The following is a 20,266-nucleotide window of genomic DNA, read 5'->3' as shown; positions in this document are numbered from 1 at the left end:
CGGGTGAGGCGAGGGGGTCGGGTGAGGCGAGGGGGGTTCGGGTGAGGCGAGGGTTCGGGTGAGAGGGGGCGGCCCGGGGCGCGGCGCTTCAGTCGGCGGTGAGGGCTTCGACGGTGCGCAGCGGCAGGTCGCGCAGGCGCAGTCCGGTGGCGTGGTGGACGGCGTTCGCCACGGCGGCGCCCACCCCGATGGGGGCGAGTTCGCCGATGCCGCGTCCGCCGAGCGCCCCGGCGTGCGGGTCGTACTCGTCGACGAAGGACACGTCGAGATCGGGGACGTCGGCGTTCACGGGGAGGAGGTAACCGGCGAAGTTCTTGTGGACGAACCGGCCGAGGACCGGGTCGACGGCGGACTCCTCCAGAAGGGCCTGCCCGATGCCCCACACCGCGCCACCCGTGAGCTGGCTGTGCGCCGTGAGCGGGTTGATGACCCGGCCGGCGCTGTAGACGCCGGTCAGCCGCCGGACCCGGGTGGTGCCCAGGTCGGCGTCGACACCGACCTCGACGAAGACGGCGCCGAAGCTGTGCACGGAGTGGTCGGAAGGGCGCGGCAGCCAGGTCTCGGTGACGGTGACGGTCTCGGCGGGGGGCCGGGCGTCGCCGCCGAGCCGCTCCAGCAGGGCCAGTGCGGCGGCCCGGACGGCGGAGCCGAGGCTGTTGGCGGTGGAGGATCCGACCGAGTAGAGATTGGCCGGCAGGGCGGTGTCGCCCATCTTGAAGGTGACCAGGTCGCGGTCGATGCCGAGTGTCTCGGCGGCGATCTGCGGCATGATCGTCCGGGTGCCGCCGCCGATCTCCTGGGTGCCCGCCGACAGGGTGACGTGCCCGTCGGGGTCCATCGAGATGCGGGCGGTCGCGGGCAGCCGGACCGAGTGGAGGATCACGCTGGCCATGCCCTGCCCCACCAGCTCGTCGCCGTCGCGGAGGCTGCGCGGCCGCATCGGGCGGCTCTGCCAGCCGAAGCGCCGGGCGCCCTCCTCGTAGCAGGCGCGCAGTTCCTTGGAGGAGAAGGGGCGCTTCTCGGTGGGGTCCTCCTCCGCGTAGTTGCGCAGCCGCAGTTCCAGCGGGTCGATGTCGAGGGCGTAGGCGAGTTCGTCCATGGCCGATTCCAGGGCGAACATGCCGGTGCCCTCGTGCGGGGCGCGCATCGGGGTGGGCAGGTTCAGGTCGGCGGGCAGCACCGAGGTCCGCGTCTCGATGGCGTCGGCGGCGTACAGGGTACGGGTGCCGACGGTGGAGAACTCGGGGTATTCGGCGTAGCGGGCGGTGGTGTTGACCGAGTGGTGGCGTACGGCGGTCAGGGTGCCGTCCGCGCGCGCGGCGAGCAGCACGTGCTGGCGGGTCCCGGGCTGGTAGCCGTGCGCGGTGAAGCTCTGGGCGCGGGTGAGGGCCAGCGAGACGGTTCCGCCGACCAGGCGGGCGGCGACGGCGGCGATCAGGACGTGCGGCCAGACGTAGCCCTTGGCGCCGAAGCCGCCGCCGACGTGTTCGGCGACGACCCGTACGGCGTCCTCGGGGAGTCCGAGCACGGCGGCGACGGTGGCGCGGACGGCGAACAGCGACTGGGTGGCGTCGTGCAGGGTGAGGGCGGAGCCGTCCCAGGAGGCGACCGTCGCGGCGGGTTCGATGGGGCTGTGGTGGCGTGCGGCGGTGGTGAAGTCGCGGGAGAGCACGAGGTCGGCGGCGGCGACGGCGGTGTCGATGTCGCCGGTGTCCGAGGAGGAGGGCACCAGCCAGTCGCGGGCGGGCCGGGCATCGGCCGGGTCCGCGTCCGCCGGGACGACGGACGGTTCGGTGGCGTAGTCGATCCGGACGGCGGCCGCCGCCTCCCGGGCGAGGTCGAGACGGTCGGCGAGGACCACCGCGACGGGCTGGCCCTCGTAGTGCACCCGGTCGTCCTGCAGCGGCAGCAGCCGCTGGACGTAGACGGCGACCTTGCCCTCGGCGATCTGGCCGCCCTCGTCGAGCGGGCCGAGGCGGGGGGCGTTCTCGTGGGTGAGCAGGCGCACGCCGGGGAAGTCCCGGTCCAGGGTGATGCGGGTGATCCGGCCGCGTGCCACGGTGGAGTTGACGAGGACGGCGTGGGTGGAGGCCGGCCGGTCGGTGGCGAAACGGGCGGCGCCGGTGAGCTTCTCCCGGGCGTCGGTGCGGGTGTACCGGTCGGCGGTGGGCGCGGTCATGGGCTCTCTCCCGTCAGGGCGCGGACCACGGTCCTGCGGACCAGCGGGACCTTGAAGGCGTTTCCGGGCAGGGTGCGGGCGCCGTCCAGTTCGGACGCGAGGGCGTCGGAGACCGACTCGGGGGTCAACGGCCCACCTCTGAGGGCCTGTTCGGCTCCGCGCAGCCGCCAGGGCCGGGGGGCCACTCCGCCGAGCGCGATCCGGACGTCGCTCACCGTGCCCCCCTCGACGGTGACGGCGACCGCCGCGGAGACGAGGGCGAACTCGTACGACGCCCGCTCGCGGACCTTGAGGTAGCGCGAGAGGGCGGCGAGCGGTGTGGCGGGAACCCGGATCGCGGTGATCATCTCCGCGTGCTCCAGGCGGTGTTCGACGTGCGGAGGGCTGTCCGTGGGGGCGTACAGCGCCTCGATGCCGAGTACGCGTTCCCCCCGGGCACCCCGGACCAGGACGGTCGCGTCCAGCGCGGCCAGGGCGACCGCGAGGTCCGAAGGGTGGGTGGCGACGCAGGCGTCGCTCGTCCCGAAGAGACCGGCGGCCCGCTGGTGCCCGGTGAGGGCGGCGCAGCCGGAGCCGGGGGTCCGCTTGTTGCAGGGCAGGTCGGTCTCGGCACGGAAGTACGGGCACCGGGTGCGCTGGAGCACGTTCCCGCCGAGCGTGGCGAGGTTGCGCAACTGGGGCGAGGCGGACTTCTCCAACGCCGTCGCCAGCGCGGGGAAGGCGGCCCGTACGAGGGGGTGCGCCGCGGCGTCGGAGAGCCGGGTGAGTGCGCCGAGGACCAGCCCGTCGGGGCCGGCCGAGACGCCGGTCAGGGCGGTCCGTGAGATGTCGACGAGCAGGCCGGGGTGTTCGATGTCCTCCTTGAGCAGACCCAGCAGGTCGGTGCCGCCGGCGATCAGCCGGGCGTCCGGGCGGTCGGCGAGCAGGGTCACGGCGGCATCGGCGTCGGCCGCCCTGGCGTACCCGAAGTCACGCATCGCGGGCCGCCGTTTCGCCGGTGCGGCGCGCCGCGTCGCGTACGGCGGCGACGATCTGCGGGTAGGCGGCGCAGCGGCAGAGGTTGCCGCTCATCCACTCCCGGATCTCGTCGTCGTCGCCGGTGTGGCCCTCCGCGATGCAGGCGACGGCGGACATCAGCTGGCCGGGGGTGCAGTAGCCGCACTGGAAGGCGTCGTGCCGGACGAACGCCTCCTGCACCGGGTGCAGGGTGCCGTCCTCGGCCGCCAGCCCTTCCACGGTGGTGAGTTCGCGCCCGTCCTGCATCACCGCGAGGGCGGTGCACGCGTTGATCCGGCGTCCGTCGGCGAGCACGGTGCAGGCACCGCACTCGCCCCGGTCGCAGCCGATCTTGGTTCCGGTCAGACCCAGTTCGTCGCGGAGGGCGCCGGCCAGGGTGAGCCGGGCCTCTATGTCGATGGTGTGCTGGACACCGTTGACCGTCAGGGTCACTTTCGCCTCGGGCATGTCCGCCTCTTCCTCTCCTGCTCCGTCGCCGCCGGCCCACTCGTCCTGTCGTCAGCCCTTGGCGACCGCCTCACGGACGGCCGGGACGATCTCCTCGGCCCAGCGCTCGATGCCCGTGCGGCCCGAGGGGTCGCCCGAGGCGAAGTACACGAATCCGGAGGCGCCGTGTTCGAGCACCGCCTCGGTGAGTTCCTCGGTCCACTGACCGGTGGAGCCGCCGAGCCAGCGCCCCGTGGCGTCCCGGGTCGACGGCAGCGGGGCGTCGGTGACACGGCCGGGCAGGTTGAACACGGTCACGATGTCGGCGGGGTCGCGGCCGGCCTCGCGGGCGGCCTCGTCGACCAGCGGGCGAGAGGTGCGGTAGCGCTCGCTGCGCCAGTCGGCCGCGTTTCCCGGTATCCAGCCGTCCGCAGTCCGGCCGGTCACGGCCAGGGACTTCGGGCCGACCGACCCCGTCCACACCAGAGGTGCGGGGACCGCCGCCGGGTCCAGTGCGTCGACCCGGGTGAACTCGCCGTCCAGGGTGACCGGCGCGCCGCCGCCGTGCAGCGCCCGGACGAGGCCGATGGCCTCCTCCATGGCGCGTACGGCGGCGGCGGAGCCGAGCCGGTCCACCCCGAAGCGCACGATGTCGTCCCAGTACCCGCCGGCGCCGACGCCGTAGACGACCCGGCCGCCGGAGAGCACGGAGAGGGTCGCCAGCGTACGGGCGAGCAGCGGTACCGGCCGGGTCGGCGTGTTGGTGACGGTGGCGACCCCCGTGATGTTCCGGGTGCGGCCGAGGAGCAGCGCGAGGGAGGAGTAGGCCTCCAGCCGGTCGCCGAAGTACGGGTGGTCGGAGACGGTGAAGAAGTCGAGCCCCGCCCTGTCCGCGTACTCGACGGTGCGCACGATCTCCGAGGCGTCGGCGACTCCGATCCCCGGTCCTACGCCGAACCACAGTGTGCGTGCGAGCCGTTCTGGCATGGCTGGTGGCCACCTTCTTCCTGGTGCGGGCCGTGCGGACGCACGGAGCGTTGCTCGATGGGTGGGGCGGGGCCGGGCGGCCGTCAGGCGCGCACGGCCTCGACGATGCTGCAGTGGCCGCCGGGGACGACGCGGGTGAGCCGGAGGCCGGCGGAAGCGAGCAGGGCGGCGAACTCGTCGGCGGTACGCTGCTGTCCGCCGGCCACCACGAGCATGTCGAGGTCCATCAGGGAGACCGTGGGCGAGGGGCGCGGCCGGTCCGGCAGCACCGCTTCCACCAGCAGGACGCGGCCTTGGTCGGCGAGGGCGTCGCGGGCGTTGACGAGGATGCGGCGGGACTGCTCGTCGTCCCAGTCGTGGATGATGTTGGACAGGACGACCGCGTCGGCGCCGCCCGGCACCGAGGCGAAGAAGTCTCCGGCCACGAGTTCCGCACGGTCCCGCACTCCGGCGTCGTCCAGCGGCGCTCCGGCGCCGGCGATGACCTCGGGGCGGTCGTAGAGGATGCCGCGGGTGTGCGGCGACGAGGCGAGGACGGCGGCCAGCAGGGCGCCGCGCCCGCCGCCCGCGTCCACCACGGTGCCGAAGGGCGAGAAGTCGTAGGCGTCGACGACGGGCGCGATGATCTGCCGGGACGCCTCCGTCATGGCCCGGTCGAACACGCCGAGCACCTCGGGGTGTTCGTGCATGTAGTCCCAGACCGGCTTGCCGAGCACCTGGGCGAAGGCGGTCTGCCCGGTGCGCACGGCGTCGGCGAGTCCGGCCCAGGCGTGACGTTCCGCGGGCAGGCCGGTCCAGATCGCGAAGTTCCGCAGACTGACGGGGCTGTCGACGCGCAGGGCGTCGCCCAGGGGTGTCAGTTCGAAGACCTGGTCGTCGTTCTCGGCGAACAGCCCGATGTCGGCGCAGGCCCGCAGCAGCCGGTAGAGGCTGGGGGCGTGCGTGTCGGTGGCGGCGGCGATCTCGGCCAGGGGCCGGGGCCCGTCGGCGAGCGCGTCGGCGACGCCGAGTTCGGCGGCGGCGCTCACCGCCTGGGCGAGCCAGCCGGCCGTGAGGATCTGCAGCACCTGTGCGGGCAGGGGCGGTTCGTTGCTGGCTGTGGGCATGGCGGAGCTTCCTCCTTGATGAGGGGTGGTGGCCGGGGACTTCGGATCGGGGCGCACCGACAGGCCCGGATGAAGCCTGTTCCGAGTGACCGGCAGATTCAAGGCACGTTGTGTCAGGTCTTTGTGCAGTACGTCAGATCCCCGCAGATGCGCAGGTCAGTGGCCCGGAGCGCCCTGCGGCCCCTGGCCGGTGCTCCACACCAGGTCGAAGGAGAACCGGTTGACGCGCCACCCTTCGGGGGTGCGCACGGCGGTCGCCTCGTAGTGGCCGCCGATGTCGAAGTGGGTGGCCGGTTCGCCGGCGGTGCGGACGTGTACGGCGGTCAGGTGGGCCCGCACGGTGGCGCGGTCGCCCTCCACGGCGACGGCGTGCGCGGAGGCGTGGTGGTGCGTGCGCTCGAAGGTGGTGCGGGCCATTTTCTGGAACGCGGCGAGCCCGGCGAAGCCCTCGTACGTCCCCATGGGGAATGTGAGTTCGGCGTCCTCGGTGAAGACGTCGGCGAACCAGTCGTCGCGGTGGCGGTCGCGGTCGAGGTGGTTGACGTAGCGGTCGAGGAGGTCCACGAGGTCGGCCCGGTCGGTGAGCCGGCGGACCTCGGCGCGCAGGGCGCTCACGGTCTCCGCGGTGGTGTCGGGCTCCGCGTCGTCCTTCTCCGCGCGGGGCTCGGTCCGGTTCTGCGGTGCGGTGCTGGTGGCGGTCATGTCGACTCGGCCTCTCCTTCTGGGATGCGGGTGGTGCGGGGGCGGGGTGGTGGGGTCAGTGGGTGTGGGGCGGGGCGGTCGGTGCGGGGTGGCGGGGTCAGTGGGTGTGGGGCGGGCAGTCGGGGCGGGGTGGCGGGCGGTTCTCAGGGTGTCTCCGGGCCGGCGAGGCACCCGCCCAGGAAGTCCAGCGCTCCCCGGTGGTAGGCGCGCGCGGTCAGCCCCAGGCTGATGTTGTGGCCGGTTTCCGGGAGCCGTTCGGTGTGCACCCGGGGCGCGTGCACGAACCGTGCGGCGAGGTCGGCGAGGTCGTCGTCACCGTGCCGCCACCAGGGTTCGTGCGCGGCGAAGGTGAACCGCAGCGGCACCCGGACGCGGGGCGCGATCTCTTCGAAGTCGGCTTCCCAGGAGGCGAGTTCAGTGGCCTCCGCAGCCGGAACCGGGGCGGCGGGCACCCGGCCGGGCCGGAAGGCGCCGGCCGGGTAGAGACGGGCGGGACCCCAGTGCCGCACCGCCCGGCGGACTCCGGCGCGGGGCAGCGGCTCGTCGGCACGGACCGTACTGCGGTGGCCGCAGCCCGAGATGTCGATGCCGCGCAGACCGGGCAGCCCTTCGTCGGCGGCCAGCCGCAGGGCCAGCTTGCCGCCGAAGGAGTGCGCGAGCAGCAGCAGACGTCCGGCGTCGCCGGGGCGCCGCTCCGCGAATCCCGCCAGCGCGGCGCGCACCACCACCGCCTGCTCGGCGAGCGGCAGCCCGGCGGGCAGGCGGGCGGCGGAGTCCCCGTAGCCGGGGCGGTCGACCGCAAGCACCGTGTATCCGAGGCTCGCGCCGAGGGTCAGCAGCGAGAGCGACGGATGGGCCTGCCCGTCGAAGTACCCGGAGGTGACCCCGCCGCCGTGCACCGCGACCACGACCGCACGGGGGGCACGGCCCGCGGCGGGTTCGGCGAGCAGCGCGGAGAGCTGGACGCCCGCGCCGTCGAGGACGACGCGGCGCACCCCGGCGGAGAGCGGCGGGGCGACGGCGGACGGGGTCACGGCGGTCACGCGGGATCCGCTCCGGCCGCCGTGCGCAGCGCCGCCGCCCGGTCGGTCCGCTCCCAGGTGAACTCCGGCAACTCGCGCCCGAAGTGGCCGTACGCGGCGGTCAGCGCGTAGATCGGCCTCAGCAGGTCGAGGTCCCGGATGATCGCCGCGGGGCGCAGGTCGAAGACCTCGCCGATCGCCCGCTCGATGGCGGCCGGGTCCACCGTGGCGGTACCGAAGGTCTCGACGAAGAGACCGACCGGGGCCGCCTTCCCTATGGCGTAGGCCACCTGGATCTCGCAGCGGGTGGCGAGCCCGGCGGCCACCACGTTCTTGGCCACCCAGCGGGTCGCGTAGGCGGCCGAACGGTCCACCTTGGAAGGGTCCTTGCCGGAGAACGCGCCGCCGCCGTGCCGGGAGTAGCCGCCGTACGTGTCGATGATGATCTTGCGGCCGGTCAGTCCGGCGTCCCCCATCGGGCCGCCGATCTCGAACCGGCCGGTGGGATTGACCAGCAGGCGGTGGTTCTCGGTGTCCAGTTTGAGACCGGCGTCCAGCAGCTCCGCGAGCACGTGCCCGACGACGTGGCGGCGGATGTCGGGGATCAGCAGGCCGTCCAGGTCCACGTCGCCCGCGTGCTGCGAGGAGACGACGACCGTGTCGAGGCGCACCGGGCGGTCGCCGTCGTACTCGATGGTGACCTGGGTCTTGCCGTCGGGCCGCAGGTAGGGCACGGTCCCGTCCTTGCGGACCTCGGCGAGCCTGCGGGCCAGCCGGTGGGCCAGCTGGATCGGCAGCGGCATCAGTTCGGGCGTCTCGTCGCAGGCGTAGCCGAACATCAGGCCCTGGTCGCCGGCCCCCTGCCGGTCGAGGTCGTCCTCCTGCCCGGCCACCCTGCTCTCGTAGGCGGTGTCCACGCCCTGGGCGATGTCGGGCGACTGGGCGCCGATGGACACCGAGACCCCGCAGGACGCGCCGTCGAAGCCCTTGCGCGAGGAGTCGTAGCCGATGGAGAGGATGCGGTCGCGGACCAGTTGGGCGATGGGGACGTAGGCGGTGGTGGTCACCTCGCCCGCGACCTGCACCAGGCCCGTGGTGATCAGCGTCTCCACGGCGACCCGGGCGGTGGGGTCGGCGCGCAGCAGGGCGTCGAGGACGGTGTCGCTGATCTGGTCGGCGATCTTGTCCGGGTGTCCCTCGGTCACCGATTCCGAGGTGAACAGGCGTACTGCCATCACACGTCCTTCGTCTGCGGGGCGGGCGCGCCGGCCGGGACGCCCGCCGGGGGCGGGCCGAACCAGCGGAGCAGTGCCTCGGTGAGCCCGTGGGCCCCCGAGGTGGTGGAGACCCAGGCGGCATATCCGTCGGGTCGTATCAACAGGGCTGCCACGGAAGCGAGTTCGTCGTCCGCCCCGTCGGCCGGCTTGGGGGCGGCGGTGGTGACCGCCACCCGGCCGCGCCAGGGGGCGGCGGCCTCGCGCACCGCCGGGTCGTCGGCCAGGTCGAGCAGGACTCCGCGGGCGGAGTGCAGGAGGCGGGTGGTGGTGGTCTCCCCGCCGGGCCCGACCAGCACCCGTCGTGCGACGCGGCGGCCGGCCAGCGGGTGCCCGCCGCCGGTGTCGTAGCGCACGTCGAGGCCGCTCACCGCTCCGGCGAGATGGCGCTTGACGTCGTCGTACGCGATGAGTTCGGCGAACAGGGCGCGCAGCGGATCCGATTCGCGCCCACCGAGGAAGACGGTGCCCTGGGCGCGGGTGTTCGTCAGCAGCCGGGCACCGGCCGGATGGCGCTCAAAGTGGTACGTGTCGAGCAGCGGGTCGGGGGCCGTCCCCCGGGCGACCGCGGCCAGTTTCCAGCCGAGGTTGACCGCGTCGAGTATGCCGGTGCTCATGCCCTGGCCGCCGGCCGGCAGGTGGATGTGGGCGGCGTCGCCCGCGAGCAGCACGCGCCCGCTGCGGTAGTCGGCGGCCTGGCGGGTGGCGTCGGTGAAGGAGCTCACCCACTCGGTGTCGGCGTCGGCGATGTCCTCACCGGTGAGGCGCTGCCACGCGGCGGCGACCTCGGCGAAGCCGGCGGGCGCGTCGTCGTCGCGGGGCGGGCTGCCGTCCGGGCAGACGATGATGCGGTCCACCCCGTCGGTCAGCGGAGCGGCCATCACCATGCCGTGCTCCAGGCGTTCGCCCAGCGGCCGGGGGCGCAGCGACCGGCCGACGACGTCGGCCAGGTACATCACCCGGGAGGCGGGGGTACCGGGGAAGGCGATGCCGGCCGCCTCGCGGACCGGACTGCGACCGCCGTCGCAGCCCACCAGGTAAGCGGCGCGCAGCCTGCGTTCGCCCTCCGGGGTGCGTGCGGTGATCTCCACCGAACCGTCGTCGGGCCCGGCGCCCCGGTGCAGTTCGGCGAATTCCCATCCGCGGTGCACATGGGCCCCGCGTTCGACGGCCCAGCTCTCCAGGACGGCCTCGGTCCGGGACTGGGGTATGCCGCGGGCGCCGAAGTGGGCGCCCGGCAGCACGGTGTAGTCGAACCGGACGCCGCCGAAGTGGCCCACCGGGCTGGTCTCGGGGGTGCCGCACGGCTCGAACCGGGACAGCAGCCCGCGCTGGTCGAACGTCTCCATCGCCCGCGCGGTGAAGCCCAGGCCCCGGGACTGCCCGGTGGGGGCGGTGAGGCGTTCCAGGACCTCGACGCGTACGCCGCCGAGGCGGAGTTCGCCCGCGAGGGTGAGGCCGGTGGGGCCGGCGCCGACAATGATCACGTCGGTGTCCAGCGCTTCGGCGGCCGGTGCTTCGGTCTCAAGCGCTTCGGTCTCAAGCGCTTCGGTCTCAAGCGCTGCGGCGGCCGGTGCCCCGCTGTCCGGCCTTTCGGTGTCCGGCGTTCCGTCGGTCACGTGCCGGGAGTCCGGCGCGGCCCTGTGCTCCGTCGCCATGGCCGTCAGCCCGTCGCCGCGGAGCGCGAGCGGGTCACCCGGTAGGTGTTGGCCTGCCGTCCGGTGACGAGGGCGCGGGCGCGGTCGCGGCCGGCGCGGACGTCGGCGGGCCGCTGCTCCTCGGGCAACGTGTGGAAGGCGTCGTAGTGCTCCTTGCTCTCCCACTGGGCGTAGTTGACGACGAAGGTGCCGTCCAGGCCGCGGAAGTAGGTGTGCGAGCGGTATCCGGGCACCGTCTTGATCCACTCGTCGGGCACGGCCAAGGTGTCGAGGAGTTCTCGCTGGTCCTCCGGTCGGGTGTCGAGCACGATGAGCACGGTGTGGTCGTCCCGGTCGGGCGAGAACTCGATGGGATCCTCCAGCGCGGGGTGATGCTGGGTGAAGGCGAGCTCCGTCTTCAACTGCCGCACGGTGCGGGAGAGTTTGTGGAAGAGGGGCACGGTCTTCTGCTGGAACTTCTGGCCTTCGTAGCGGACCTGGAGATCGGCGGCGCTGCGCCACTGGATGAAGTTGGCGGTGCCCGGGAAGTCCACACCGGCGTGCAGCGTCGAGGAGATCCAGCCGGGGTAATCGGCGTTGTCGACGATGTCCCGCATGGCTTCGAGGACCTCGTCCTGGAGCTCGGGGGTCTCCGTCTCGAAGACGTTGAAGAGGGTCAGGTAATGGTCGTCGGGCGTGATGAGGGGCATGGTCTTTCCTCCGTGAGAAAGGTGATCGGGTGTGCGGTGGATGCGGAGTCCGGCCGCCGTGGGACGGTCGGCGTCGTCCGGTGAACCTGGGTGGAGAGGGTCGGCGGGGTCGGGATACGGGGCGTCACCCGGCCGGGAACCACCGGGTGAGCGCGTCGTGGAATTCCTTCCGGTGCGTGTCGGCGCGGGCGCCGGCCAGGACGACGTGGCCGTCGGGGCGCACCAGGGTCCAGCCGCCGTCGGCTCCCTCACCGGCTTCTCCCGGCGCGAAGACGGGGACGGCCCTGCCCCCGAGGCCGGGGGGCGTGCCCCGGCCGAGGAGGAGACCCCGCCCGGCCCGCAGCGCCTGGGTGCTGGTGGCGGGGGCGCCTCCTACGGCGGCCAGCGGCACGGCCGGCAGCCTGGTGCCGAGCAGCGGGTGCGGCGGACCGCCGACCGGGTAGCGGACATCGAGTCCGCCGACGGCGGCGGCCAGATGCGCGCGGACGGGTGCGTGGGCGACGAGTTCACGGATCAGGGTGCGCACCGCGTCGACCTCGGGTCCGCCCAGCAGCAGGAGTGCCTGTGCCTCGATGGAGGCGAGGGTCCGCGCGCCCACGGCGTGGCGTTCGTCGTGGTAGGTGTCGAGCAGGCCGGGGTGGGCGCGGCCGGTGACCTCGGCGGCCAGTTTCCAGCCGAGGTTGAAGGCGTCCTGGAGGCCCAGATTGAGTGCCTGGCCCCCGATCGGCATCTGTCGGTGGGCCGCGTCCCCAGCGAACAGCACCCGCCCGTGCCGGTAGCGGGCGAGCTGCCGGGACGCGTCGCCGAAGGCGTTCACCCACAACGGCACGCCCGTGCTCACGTCCTCGCCGGTGACCCGTTTCCACGCCTCGGACACCTCGGCGAACGCCGGTACGCCGGTGCGCGTCCGGGCGGGCGTGCCGTGCGGGTGGACCATCAGCCGGGTCACGCCGTCGGGCCGCCGGGCGGCGATGGCCAGGCCGTCCGGCAGCCGCTCGAACCGGCGGTCGGGCACGTCGATGCCGTCGACGTCGGCGCGCACCATCTCGCGCCGCGCGTCGTGGCCGGGGAATTCTGCCCCCACGAGCCGTCTGACCGTGCTGTCCTCGCCGTCGCAGGCGACGAGGTGGTCGGCCCGGATCCGCACGGGGCCGCGGGGTCCGAGCGCCTCGGCCTCCACGTACCCGGCGTTCCGGGTGACGGCCCGTACCTCGTGGCCGCGCCTGATGTCGGCGCCGAGTCCGGCGGCCCAGTCGCCCAGCAGCCGCTCGGTGGCGGCCTGCGGAACCTTCCACTGACCCGGGTGGCTGCCGGGCAGGCCGAGGTCGAGCGGGATGCCGGCGAAATGGCCGCGGAGGTCGTTCGGCGGGGCGGGGATCGTCTCCAGCAGTCCACGGCTGTCCAGGATCTCCATGGTGCGGGCGTGCAGCGTCGTGGCCCGCGACTCGGTGAGAGGTCCGGTGCGCCGTTCCAGTACGACGACCCGCGCCCCGCCGAGGCGCAGTTCCCCGGCGAGCAGCAGCCCGACGGGACCGGCTCCGACGACCACCACCTGGGTGTCCGGACGGTCGTGGACCATGTCAGCCCTGCTCCCCTGCGAGGTTCTCGGCGTACGTCCTGGCGTGCCCGAGGGTGGCGAGGCTGTTGGTGGACAGGGCGGAGTGCACATAGGCGCGGGCGTCGGACACGCCGGCGTCGGGGCCGAGCACCGCGGGGATGTTCTCGGTGTTCAGGGTGACGGTGTGCTGGGAGGAGGCGACCGTGCCGTCGGGCCCCTCGTCGAAGGTCCAGACGCCGGTGTGCAGGGTCAGCAGGGCGGGCAGGGTGACCTGCTTGTAGACGATGCGCCGGTGCGGGAACGTCACCCGGTACGACTTCGTGGTGTGGGTGGAGCCGTCCTTGGCGCGGGTGTCCATCTCCAGCGTCTGGAGCCCGGGGGCGTCTTCGGTGAGCCGCACGGTGGCCACGTGCGGCAGCCGCTCCTCCCAACGGTCGGCCTGGTCGACGAAGTCGAAGAGGTCCTTCGCGGCCCCCGCGACCTGGACGCTGTCGGTGAACGAGAACGTCAGCTCCTCGGCCGCGTGGGCCGCCTCGACGTTGGTCTTGAGGGCGGCGAGCTCGGAGCGGCTGTTGCGGTCGACGGCGTCGTCGATCCAGGCGAGCCCGGCGGGATCGTCGTCGACGGCGCGGTAGTCGTGGAGCAGCCGCACCCGTGCCCTGTCCCCGTCGAGCGGTTCGACGATCCAGGTGCCGCCCATGGCGGCGACCGGCGGGGCGCTGATCTCCTGCCGGAAGGTGATGCGCAGGCCTTCCGGGTCCAGGGTGCGGCGCGAGGTCCAGTTCTTGGCCTCTCCGCCTACGCCGGCGGTGGCCCAGATCCGGATGCGTTCCTCACCCTCGCTCCGCTCCACCTGGTCGACGTGGATCGTCGGCGGGAAGATGCGCGGCCAGTTCACCACCTCGGCCAACAGGCGGTATACCGCCGGTGCGGGGGCGTCGACGGCGATCTCGTGCTCGACCTCACGGGTCGTCATGGTCACTGCTCCTCAGGTTCGGGGGCTGGGCTTCACGGACGGGTCATGCGGTCGGCCCGGGGCTGGGTTACGCGGACGGGCCTGGCGGTCGGCCCGGGGCCGACATCGCGGGTGGGCTGGCCGTCGCCCCGGGGCCGGGTTACGCGGCGGTCAGAAGTTGCCGAGGCCGCCGCAGACGTTCAGCGCCTGGGCCGTGATGGAACCGGCGGGGTCGGAGGCGAGGTAGCCGACCAGACCGGCGACCTCCTCGGGGGTGGAGTACCGGCCGAGCGGGATCTTGGCCTGGAACTTCTCCAGGATCGCGTCCTCGGTGGTGTCCCACGCCTCGGCGTATCCCTGCCGGACCCGCTGGGCCATCGGCGTCTCGACGTATCCGGGGCAGACGGCGTTGACGGTGATCCCGGTGGGCGCCAGTTCGTTGCCGAGGGCTTTGGTGAAGCCGACGACACCGTGTTTGGAGGCGGAGTAGGGGGCTCCTAGGACCACGCCCTGCTTTCCGGCGGTGGAGGCGATGTTGATGATGCGACCGCGGTCCTTGTGGCGGAGGCCGCCGGTGGTGAGAACCTCGCGGGTGACCCGGAAGACGCTGGTCAGATTGGTCTCGATGACGTCCTCCCAGAGTTCGTCGGCGATGTCGGCGGTGACGCCGCCGCCGGACCGGCCGGCGTTGTTGACCAGCACGTCGACGGTGCCGAACCGGTCGACGGCGGCCTGTACGAACTCCCGTACGGCGTCGGCGTCCCGGACGTCGACGACGGCTCCGGCGACGGTCAGCCCGTCGGCGGCGAGTTCCTTGACGGTGGACTCGACGTTCACGGCGTCGCGGGCGCCGATGAAGACCCGGTGGCCCTGCGCGCCGAGCAGTCGGGCGACGGCGAGTCCGATGCCGCTGGTGGCTCCCGTGACGAGGGCGATGCGGCCTGCCTCGCTGGTGGTGGCGGTCATGGTGGATGGTCCTCTCAGCAGGTGGCGGACGTCAGGAGGTGGCGTCAGGAGGTGGCGAACGTCAGGAGGGTGGCGGACGTCAGGAGGTGGCGGACGCGGACAGCAGTTCGTTGACGACCTTGATGAGCGCGCGCGGCGTGGTGGTGTCGGTCAGCGCGTCGTCGTCGAGAGTGACGCCGTACTCGCGTTCGATACTTCCGCCGGTCTCCAGGAGCGCCAGCGACTCGTAACCGAGGGACCCGAAATCGGTGTCCAGGACGGCGTCGTGGAAGTCGGTGCTCTCTTCGGCACCGGCGGCCTCCCGGAGGATCCGTTCGAGGTCGGCGAGGGTGAACTCTGCGGCAGGCATGGGGAGTCCTCAACTGGTCGGGTCAGTGGGCGGGGCGGGGCTCGGCGGGGGCGCGCAGCACGACGGCGGAGTTGAATCCACCGTGGCCACGGGCGAGCACGAGCGCGGTGCGCAGAGCGGCCGGGCGGGGCCGGTCGACGACGAGGTCGAGCGGGTGGCCGGGCGAAGGCCGCACGTTCACGGCGGCGGGGATCAACCCGTCGCGCAGCGCCAGCAGGGCGGCGGCCACGTCGAGCGGGGCACCGCCCGAGTAGAGTCGGCCGGTCATGGTCTTGGGCACGCTGACCGGCACGCGGCGCTCCCCGAAGACGGCGGTGATCGCCTCGGCCTCGGCCTGGTCGAGTCCGGGGTCGGCCGCACCGTCGGCGAAGACGACGTCGATGCCCTCCGGGTCCGACGAGGCGTCCTCCAGCGCGAGTTCGATGGCCTTGCGCAGGCCGGGCGGGCGTCCGGAGCCGGGTTTGGGGTCGAAGGTGGAGCCGTATCCGGCGATCTCCCCGTAGTCGCGGGCGCCGCGTTCCCTGGCGGCTTCCGCGTCCTCCAGGATGAGGATCGCGCCGCCCTCGCCGGGCACGTGCCCCCGGGCGTCAGGGTCGAAGGGCAGATAGGCGCGGCTCGGTTCCTCGCTGGTGCTGAGCCGGCCGCTCGCGAGCTGCGCGACCCAGCCCCAGGGGCAGAGGGAGGCGTCGATTCCGCCGGAGACGACGAGCCGGGTGCCCTTGCGGATCTGGCGGCGGGCCTGGGCCACGGCGTCGAGTCCGCCGGCCTGGTCCCCGACGACGACCCCGCTCGGCCCCTTCATGCCGTTGCGGATGGAGATCTGTCCGCTGTTGACGGCGTAGAACCAGGCGAAGGACTGGTAGGCGGAGACGAACTTGCTGCCCTGGCTCCACAGTTTGCGCAGCTCGTTCTGACCGAACTCGAAGCCTCCGGAGGCGCTGGCGGTGACCACGCCCATGTCGAACGCGTCGAGCTCCTCGGGGCGCACCCCGGCGTCGGCGAGCGCCCAGTCAGCGGCGGCGAGGGCGATCCTGGTCATCCGGTCGGTCTGCGGGATGAGGCGGCTCGGCAGATGGTCCTCGGCGGTGAAGCCGGGTACCTCGCCGGCGAGTCTGGCCGGGTAGGGGGACGGGTCGAAGCGGGTGAGCCGGCCGATGCCGCTCTTCCCACCGCGGGTGGCCGCCCAGTAGTCCTTGGTACCGAGGCCGTTGGGCGAGGCGACACCGAGGCCGGTGACGACGACGGAGGAAGGGGTGGTCACGCCGCCCTCCTCTCCGGGTCGGCCAGCACCATCGCGCTCTGGAACCCGCCGAACCCGCTGCCGACGGTGAGCACCGCGTCGGTGAGCTGGTCCCGGGCGTGCAGCGGCACGTAGTCGAGGTCGCACTCGGGGTCGGGGGTGTGCAGGTTCGCGGTGGGCGGGACCACGTCGTGCTCCATGGCGAGGACGGACGCCGCGATCTCGATGGAACCGATCGCCCCCAACGAGTGGCCCACCATCGACTTGATCGAGCTGACCGGCGTCCGGTAGGCGTGGTCGCCGAGGCTCTTCTTGAACGCGGCCGTCTCGTGCCGGTCGTTCTGCTTGGTGCCCGAGCCGTGCGCGTTGATGTAGTCGATCGACTCCACGGGCAGCCGCGCCTCGTCCAGCGCGACCCGGATCGCCTCGGCCATCTCGGCGCCGTCGGGACGCAGTCCGGTCATGTGGTAGGCGTTCGAGCGCGTGGCGTAGCCGGCGATCTCGGCGTAGATGTGCGCCCCTCGGCGGCGGGCGCTCTCCAGCTCCTCGATCACGAACACGGCGGCGCCCTCCCCCAGAACGAATCCGTTGCGGGTTCCGTCGAACGGGCGGGAGGCGTGCGCGGGGTCGTCGTGGCGAGGTGTGGTGGCCTTGATGGCGTCGAAGCAGGCCATGGTGATCGGGGAGATCGGTGCGTCCGACGAACCCGCGACCATCACGTCCGCGCTGCCCTCGCGGATCAGTTCGGCGGCGTAGCCGACGGAGTCGATGCCGGAGGTGCAGCCGGTGGAGACCACGGTGCTGGGGCCTTCCGCGCCGACCGCCCAGGCCACCTCGGCGGCGAACGAGCTGGGGACGAGGTGACCGTAGAGATGGGGCGCGGCGTACCGGTGGTCGACGAGGTCGAGCCGCCCGCCGTCGCTGACGACGCGGTACTCCTCGTCCAGTCCCATGGTGGCGCCGACGGCGCTGCCGACGGAGACGCCGATCCGGTACGGGTCGAGTGCACCGGTGGCGATGCCGCTGTCGGCGACCGCGCCGCGCGCGGCGACGACCGCGAACTGCGCGGCACGGTCCATCCGCCGGACCTCCTGGGGCGTCAGCCCGTGCTCGTACGGGTCGAAGTCGATCTCGGCGGCGACGCGGGAGCGGAACGGCGCGGGGTCGAAGAAGGTGATGCCCCGGGTCGCGGTGCGGCCCTCGCTGAGCAGGCTCCAGAAGTCCTTGACGCCCACCCCGCCGGGTGCGAGCACCTCGACGCCGGTGATGACGACGCGGCGCTCGCTCACGCGGACGCCTCCCACGTGTAGAAGCGCTTGGCCATCGCGTCGGCCGGGGAGCGCCAGGTCGCGGGGTCGTACGCCTCGATGAACGGCTTGAGGTCCTCACTGATGCCGATGAAGCGGGGGTCGGTCTTGGCCTCCTCGATCAGGGCGCCGCCGTTGTCCTCGTCGAAGTCCTGGAGGTGGAAGTACAGGCCTCGGTAGGAGAACAACTGGCGTCGGCGGGTGCCCATCCGGTGCGGCATCGCGGTGGCGTCGAACCCGGTGAACAGCCGGGCGACGTCACCGCTCGCGCCCGGTTCCATCCGTGCCACGATCAGCGTGCTGTGCATGACTCACTCCTGATTATGTTGCGTTCATGACATGACTGCGGCGTCGCGCGCCCGCTGCGGGACCTTCCGGCGCTGCCTGCGTGGACGTTGCGCACGGACGGACGCTCCCGGACGGGCGCGTTCAGAGGGGCGCGCTCGGAGGGGCGCGAAGGGGCGCGGCCCGGAGAACGGGCCGCTCGGGTCAGCCGGTGGGCCGACAGTGCGCGACGACGGGAACACGGACGCCGGCTTCGGCGGCGGCGGCCGGTGCCCCGGGCGCGGGGTCGACGGACGAAGAGGCCCTCACGGCGGCGTGCACGCCACGAACCACGCGAACAGCGGCTGTCGGCGCCTCGTGGACGGGGCCGGCCGGCCGGACGGGCGGCCGTGCGGCGCGGCCGGGCCGCGGCGTGCGCCCGACGGCCGAGCCGTCCGCGCACCCCGTTCCCGCCCACTCCCACGAACCGCCCGTCACAGGTTCCACCGGACTTCGCCCACCTCTCCAGGACACGCCACCAGGCCGTGACCTCAAGGTTCGACGGTCGCGGAGACGCGGACAAGGCGGTTCGGTTCAGGGAATCGTCAGCTATGTCAGAGGCAGCGCACCGACGTCAGATCCCAGCGGACCAATGACAGGAAAGGGTCCGGGGAGGGATGCGAAACGCGGGACGGACGGGAGACACGCCACAGTGCGGCAGGCTCGGGACGCCGGGTCGCGGGCGCGTTCCGGGCGCGGTGGGGGGCGGGCGGGCGCACCCCGAGGAGCAGCCGCGACAGCGCCGACGCAGCCGCACACGGAGAACGGGCCTTCGTCGTGCATCCCCACGACGACGGCCCGTTCTCCGTCAACGGCACCTTCCGGTACTTCGGTTGGGCAACGCCCCCTCTGCCTTTCGGCGGGTTCACCGGCATGCAGCTGACCTTCTCCCCGCGCGGGCCGGGTCCGGGAAAACGTCCGGGTTCCGGGCGCGCGGGAGGTGATCACCGGCTGCTGGCCGGCCGGGGTGTCCGGGGTTGATCCGCCGGGCCCCCTCAGGGCAACAGGGGTCCAGGTCCGGCCGGTGAGACTTCCACGGCCTCCGTCTTCGGGTTGCGGCGCTGGCGCTTGGCCATCCAGGTGGCGAACCACGAGAGGAGCATGCACATCCCGATGTAGATGGGGGAGATCACCATCACGACCGGGATGAACGGCAGGTCGTAGTCGAGGTTCGAGGCGATGAGCTTCCCCGCGTGGAGGAACTCCTCGTAGGTGATCAGATAGCCCAGCGAGGTGTCCTTCAGGGCCACCACGAGCTGGCTGATGATGGTCGGCATCATGGCGCGTACCGCCTGGGGCGCGAGCACGGAAGCCGTGACCTGCGTTTTGCGCATCCCCAGTGCGTACGCGGCCTCCCGCTGGCCGCGCTCCACCGAGTTGATGCCGGTACGAAACACCTCGGCCAGCACCGAACCGTTGTAGAGGGTCAGCCCGGCGACCAGGGCGGGCAGCGGCTGGACCTTCAGCGCCACGAAGATGAAGAAGATCATCACCAGCACGGGCATGGCCCGGAAGAACTCGACCAGCAGGGTGGCGATCCAGCGGACCGGCCGATGTACGGAGAGCCGGCCGACGGCCAGGACCGCGCCGAGTGCCAGCGAGAGCACCGCCGCGTACCCGAACGCCTTGAGGGTGTTACCCAGGCCCCGCAGCAGCAGTTCCTGGATTCCCTTGTAGGTGAAGGGATTCCACTTGGCTGCGGCGAACTGGCCGGTGTCGATGAGGAGATAGATGATCCAGCCGACGAGAGCGGCGACCAGGATCGTGGCGGCGATCCCGTAGAGGAGGTGCCGCTTGCGGGCTTCGGGCCCCGGGATGTCGTAGAGCGCGGTGGCGGCGGGTGCGGCGTGGGTGGTCATCGGGTCACTCCCCAGCGCTTCTCCAGCACGGTGAAGAGCGCGCTGATGGACAGGGTGATGATGAGGTAGCCGACGGCGATCCAGACGAAGGTCCAGATGATGCTGTAGCCGAGCTCGTTGAGGGTCTTGTAGGTGCCGAGCAGCTCCGTGACGCTGAAGGCGCCGGCGATCGCCGAGTTCTTGGCGAGCGCGATGAGCGTCGAGCCGACCGGCGGGATCACGGAACGGAACGCCTGCGGCAGCACCACCGTGTTCAGGGTCTGCCCGAAGGACATCCCGAGGCTCCGGGCCGCCTCTCCCTGGCCGGTGGGCACGGTGTTGATGCCGGAGCGCAGCACCTCGCAGATGAACGCCGAGGTGTAGCAGCCGAGCGCCAGGACGGCGAAGACGTTGAACGGCAGGACGAGGCCGAAGCGCGGCAGGCCGAGGAGGACGGCGAAGAACAGCAGGGTGAGCGGGGTGTTGCGCAGCACCGTCACCCAGACGGTGCCGACGAGCCGGAGCGAGCCGACCGGGGCCACCCGGAAGGAGGCCATGACGAAGCCGAGCACCAGGGCGAGGAGCGAGGCGAAGACCGTGAGTTCGAGGGTGCCGAGGAACCCTTTGCCGTAGAGCGAGAAGTTCTCTGTCAGTACGTCCATGGTGGCC

General features: G+C 72.7%; 19 protein-coding genes. All 19 read right to left on the bottom strand.

Annotation, left to right across the window (positions count from 1 at the left end; genetic code table 11):
• Positions 1–88 precede the first annotated feature (88 nt).
• Positions 89–2,179: a xanthine dehydrogenase family protein molybdopterin-binding subunit gene (locus ACFWEP_RS04655; RefSeq protein ID WP_387365513.1), complete on the bottom strand. Its 2,091-nt coding sequence runs from the start codon at positions 2,177–2,179 to the stop codon at positions 89–91.
• Positions 2,176–3,156 carry an FAD binding domain-containing protein gene (locus ACFWEP_RS04650; protein WP_387365510.1) on the bottom strand — a complete coding sequence of 327 codons (981 nt, stop codon included), beginning with the start codon at positions 3,154–3,156 and terminating at the stop codon, positions 2,176–2,178. The genes ACFWEP_RS04655 and ACFWEP_RS04650 overlap by 4 nt, the downstream gene beginning before the upstream one ends.
• Positions 3,149–3,643, bottom strand: coding sequence for a (2Fe-2S)-binding protein (locus ACFWEP_RS04645; RefSeq protein WP_387365507.1), 495 nt, complete (start codon positions 3,641–3,643; stop codon positions 3,149–3,151). The genes ACFWEP_RS04650 and ACFWEP_RS04645 overlap by 8 nt, the downstream gene beginning before the upstream one ends.
• 51 nt (positions 3,644–3,694) lie before the next feature.
• Positions 3,695–4,609: an LLM class flavin-dependent oxidoreductase gene (locus tag ACFWEP_RS04640; RefSeq protein ID WP_387365504.1), complete on the bottom strand. Its 915-nt coding sequence runs from the start codon at positions 4,607–4,609 to the stop codon at positions 3,695–3,697.
• 83 nt (positions 4,610–4,692) lie between these two features.
• A complete protein-coding gene (locus ACFWEP_RS04635; protein WP_387365501.1) occupies positions 4,693–5,715 on the bottom strand; it encodes a methyltransferase in 1,023 nt (340 codons plus the stop codon).
• A gap of 156 nt (positions 5,716–5,871) precedes the next feature.
• Positions 5,872–6,417: a nuclear transport factor 2 family protein gene (locus ACFWEP_RS04630; protein ID WP_387365498.1), complete on the bottom strand. Its 546-nt coding sequence runs from the start codon at positions 6,415–6,417 to the stop codon at positions 5,872–5,874.
• Positions 6,418–6,560: 143 nt separating this feature from the next.
• The gene (locus ACFWEP_RS04625) at positions 6,561–7,460 is read right to left on the bottom strand and encodes an alpha/beta fold hydrolase (RefSeq protein WP_387365495.1); all 900 of its coding nucleotides are present in this window, start codon (positions 7,458–7,460) and stop codon (positions 6,561–6,563) included.
• Entirely contained in the window at positions 7,457–8,674 is a 1,218-nt protein-coding gene (metK, locus tag ACFWEP_RS04620; RefSeq protein WP_387365492.1) for a methionine adenosyltransferase, read from the bottom strand. Before metK ends, ACFWEP_RS04625 begins: the two co-directional genes overlap by 4 nt.
• On the bottom strand, positions 8,674–10,212 hold the full coding sequence (locus ACFWEP_RS04615; protein WP_387365529.1) for an FAD-dependent monooxygenase: 1,539 nt from the start codon (positions 10,210–10,212) through the stop codon (positions 8,674–8,676). The genes metK and ACFWEP_RS04615 overlap by 1 nt, the downstream gene beginning before the upstream one ends.
• 164 nt (positions 10,213–10,376) lie before the next feature.
• Positions 10,377–11,060, bottom strand: coding sequence for an antibiotic biosynthesis monooxygenase family protein (locus ACFWEP_RS04610; RefSeq protein ID WP_387365489.1), 684 nt, complete (start codon positions 11,058–11,060; stop codon positions 10,377–10,379).
• A 124-nt stretch (positions 11,061–11,184) separates the two neighbouring features.
• Positions 11,185–12,639 carry an FAD-dependent monooxygenase gene (locus ACFWEP_RS04605; RefSeq protein WP_387365485.1) on the bottom strand — a complete coding sequence of 485 codons (1,455 nt, stop codon included), beginning with the start codon at positions 12,637–12,639 and terminating at the stop codon, positions 11,185–11,187.
• Between the two features lies 1 nt (position 12,640).
• Complete coding sequence (locus tag ACFWEP_RS04600) at positions 12,641–13,594, bottom strand: aromatase/cyclase (protein ID WP_387365482.1); 954 nt, start codon at positions 13,592–13,594, stop codon at positions 12,641–12,643.
• Between the two features lie 150 nt (positions 13,595–13,744).
• Positions 13,745–14,539, bottom strand: coding sequence for a 3-oxoacyl-ACP reductase FabG (fabG, locus tag ACFWEP_RS04595; RefSeq protein WP_387365479.1), 795 nt, complete (start codon positions 14,537–14,539; stop codon positions 13,745–13,747).
• A gap of 79 nt (positions 14,540–14,618) precedes the next feature.
• A complete protein-coding gene (locus ACFWEP_RS04590) occupies positions 14,619–14,888 on the bottom strand; it encodes a phosphopantetheine-binding protein (protein WP_387365476.1) in 270 nt (89 codons plus the stop codon).
• A 22-nt stretch (positions 14,889–14,910) separates the two neighbouring features.
• Complete coding sequence (locus ACFWEP_RS04585; protein ID WP_387365473.1) at positions 14,911–16,149, bottom strand: ketosynthase chain-length factor; 1,239 nt, start codon at positions 16,147–16,149, stop codon at positions 14,911–14,913.
• On the bottom strand, positions 16,146–17,417 hold the full coding sequence (locus tag ACFWEP_RS04580) for a beta-ketoacyl-[acyl-carrier-protein] synthase family protein (RefSeq protein WP_387365470.1): 1,272 nt from the start codon (positions 17,415–17,417) through the stop codon (positions 16,146–16,148). Before ACFWEP_RS04580 ends, ACFWEP_RS04585 begins: the two co-directional genes overlap by 4 nt.
• Complete coding sequence (locus ACFWEP_RS04575; RefSeq protein WP_387365467.1) at positions 17,414–17,743, bottom strand: TcmI family type II polyketide cyclase; 330 nt, start codon at positions 17,741–17,743, stop codon at positions 17,414–17,416. The genes ACFWEP_RS04580 and ACFWEP_RS04575 overlap by 4 nt, the downstream gene beginning before the upstream one ends.
• A gap of 1,011 nt (positions 17,744–18,754) precedes the next feature.
• Positions 18,755–19,618, bottom strand: a complete 864-nt coding sequence (locus tag ACFWEP_RS04570; protein ID WP_387365464.1) for an amino acid ABC transporter permease — start codon at positions 19,616–19,618, stop codon at positions 18,755–18,757.
• Positions 19,615–20,259: an amino acid ABC transporter permease gene (locus ACFWEP_RS04565; RefSeq protein ID WP_387365461.1), complete on the bottom strand. Its 645-nt coding sequence runs from the start codon at positions 20,257–20,259 to the stop codon at positions 19,615–19,617. Before ACFWEP_RS04565 ends, ACFWEP_RS04570 begins: the two co-directional genes overlap by 4 nt.
• Between the last annotated feature and the right edge of the window lie 7 nt (positions 20,260–20,266).

Origin of the sequence: Streptomyces sp. NPDC060198 (assembly GCF_042728415.1) — a bacterium.
Lineage (GTDB): Bacteria > Actinomycetota > Actinomycetes > Streptomycetales > Streptomycetaceae > Streptomyces.
Note: the sequence above shows the minus strand (reverse complement) of the source record. Positions and strands in the feature narration are given on the sequence as shown.

What these genes read in the sequence shown, in the direction of transcription:
- ACFWEP_RS04655 (WP_387365513.1), bottom strand. Translation starts at nt 2,179, where the DNA reads ATGACCGCGCCCACCGCCGACCGGTACACCCGCACCGACGCCCGGGAG.
- ACFWEP_RS04650 (WP_387365510.1), bottom strand. Translation starts at nt 3,156, where the DNA reads ATGCGTGACTTCGGGTACGCCAGGGCGGCCGACGCCGATGCCGCCGTG.
- ACFWEP_RS04645 (WP_387365507.1), bottom strand. Translation starts at nt 3,643, where the DNA reads ATGCCCGAGGCGAAAGTGACCCTGACGGTCAACGGTGTCCAGCACACC.
- ACFWEP_RS04640 (WP_387365504.1), bottom strand. Translation starts at nt 4,609, where the DNA reads ATGCCAGAACGGCTCGCACGCACACTGTGGTTCGGCGTAGGACCGGGG.
- ACFWEP_RS04635 (WP_387365501.1), bottom strand. Translation starts at nt 5,715, where the DNA reads ATGCCCACAGCCAGCAACGAACCGCCCCTGCCCGCACAGGTGCTGCAG.
- ACFWEP_RS04630 (WP_387365498.1), bottom strand. Translation starts at nt 6,417, where the DNA reads ATGACCGCCACCAGCACCGCACCGCAGAACCGGACCGAGCCCCGCGCG.
- metK (WP_387365492.1), bottom strand. Translation starts at nt 8,674, where the DNA reads ATGGCAGTACGCCTGTTCACCTCGGAATCGGTGACCGAGGGACACCCG.
- ACFWEP_RS04610 (WP_387365489.1), bottom strand. Translation starts at nt 11,060, where the DNA reads ATGCCCCTCATCACGCCCGACGACCATTACCTGACCCTCTTCAACGTC.
- ACFWEP_RS04605 (WP_387365485.1), bottom strand. Translation starts at nt 12,639, where the DNA reads ATGGTCCACGACCGTCCGGACACCCAGGTGGTGGTCGTCGGAGCCGGT.
- ACFWEP_RS04600 (WP_387365482.1), bottom strand. Translation starts at nt 13,594, where the DNA reads ATGACGACCCGTGAGGTCGAGCACGAGATCGCCGTCGACGCCCCCGCA.
- fabG (WP_387365479.1), bottom strand. Translation starts at nt 14,539, where the DNA reads ATGACCGCCACCACCAGCGAGGCAGGCCGCATCGCCCTCGTCACGGGA.
- ACFWEP_RS04590 (WP_387365476.1), bottom strand. Translation starts at nt 14,888, where the DNA reads ATGCCTGCCGCAGAGTTCACCCTCGCCGACCTCGAACGGATCCTCCGG.
- ACFWEP_RS04575 (WP_387365467.1), bottom strand. Translation starts at nt 17,743, where the DNA reads ATGCACAGCACGCTGATCGTGGCACGGATGGAACCGGGCGCGAGCGGT.
- ACFWEP_RS04570 (WP_387365464.1), bottom strand. Translation starts at nt 19,618, where the DNA reads ATGACCACCCACGCCGCACCCGCCGCCACCGCGCTCTACGACATCCCG.
- ACFWEP_RS04565 (WP_387365461.1), bottom strand. Translation starts at nt 20,259, where the DNA reads ATGGACGTACTGACAGAGAACTTCTCGCTCTACGGCAAAGGGTTCCTC.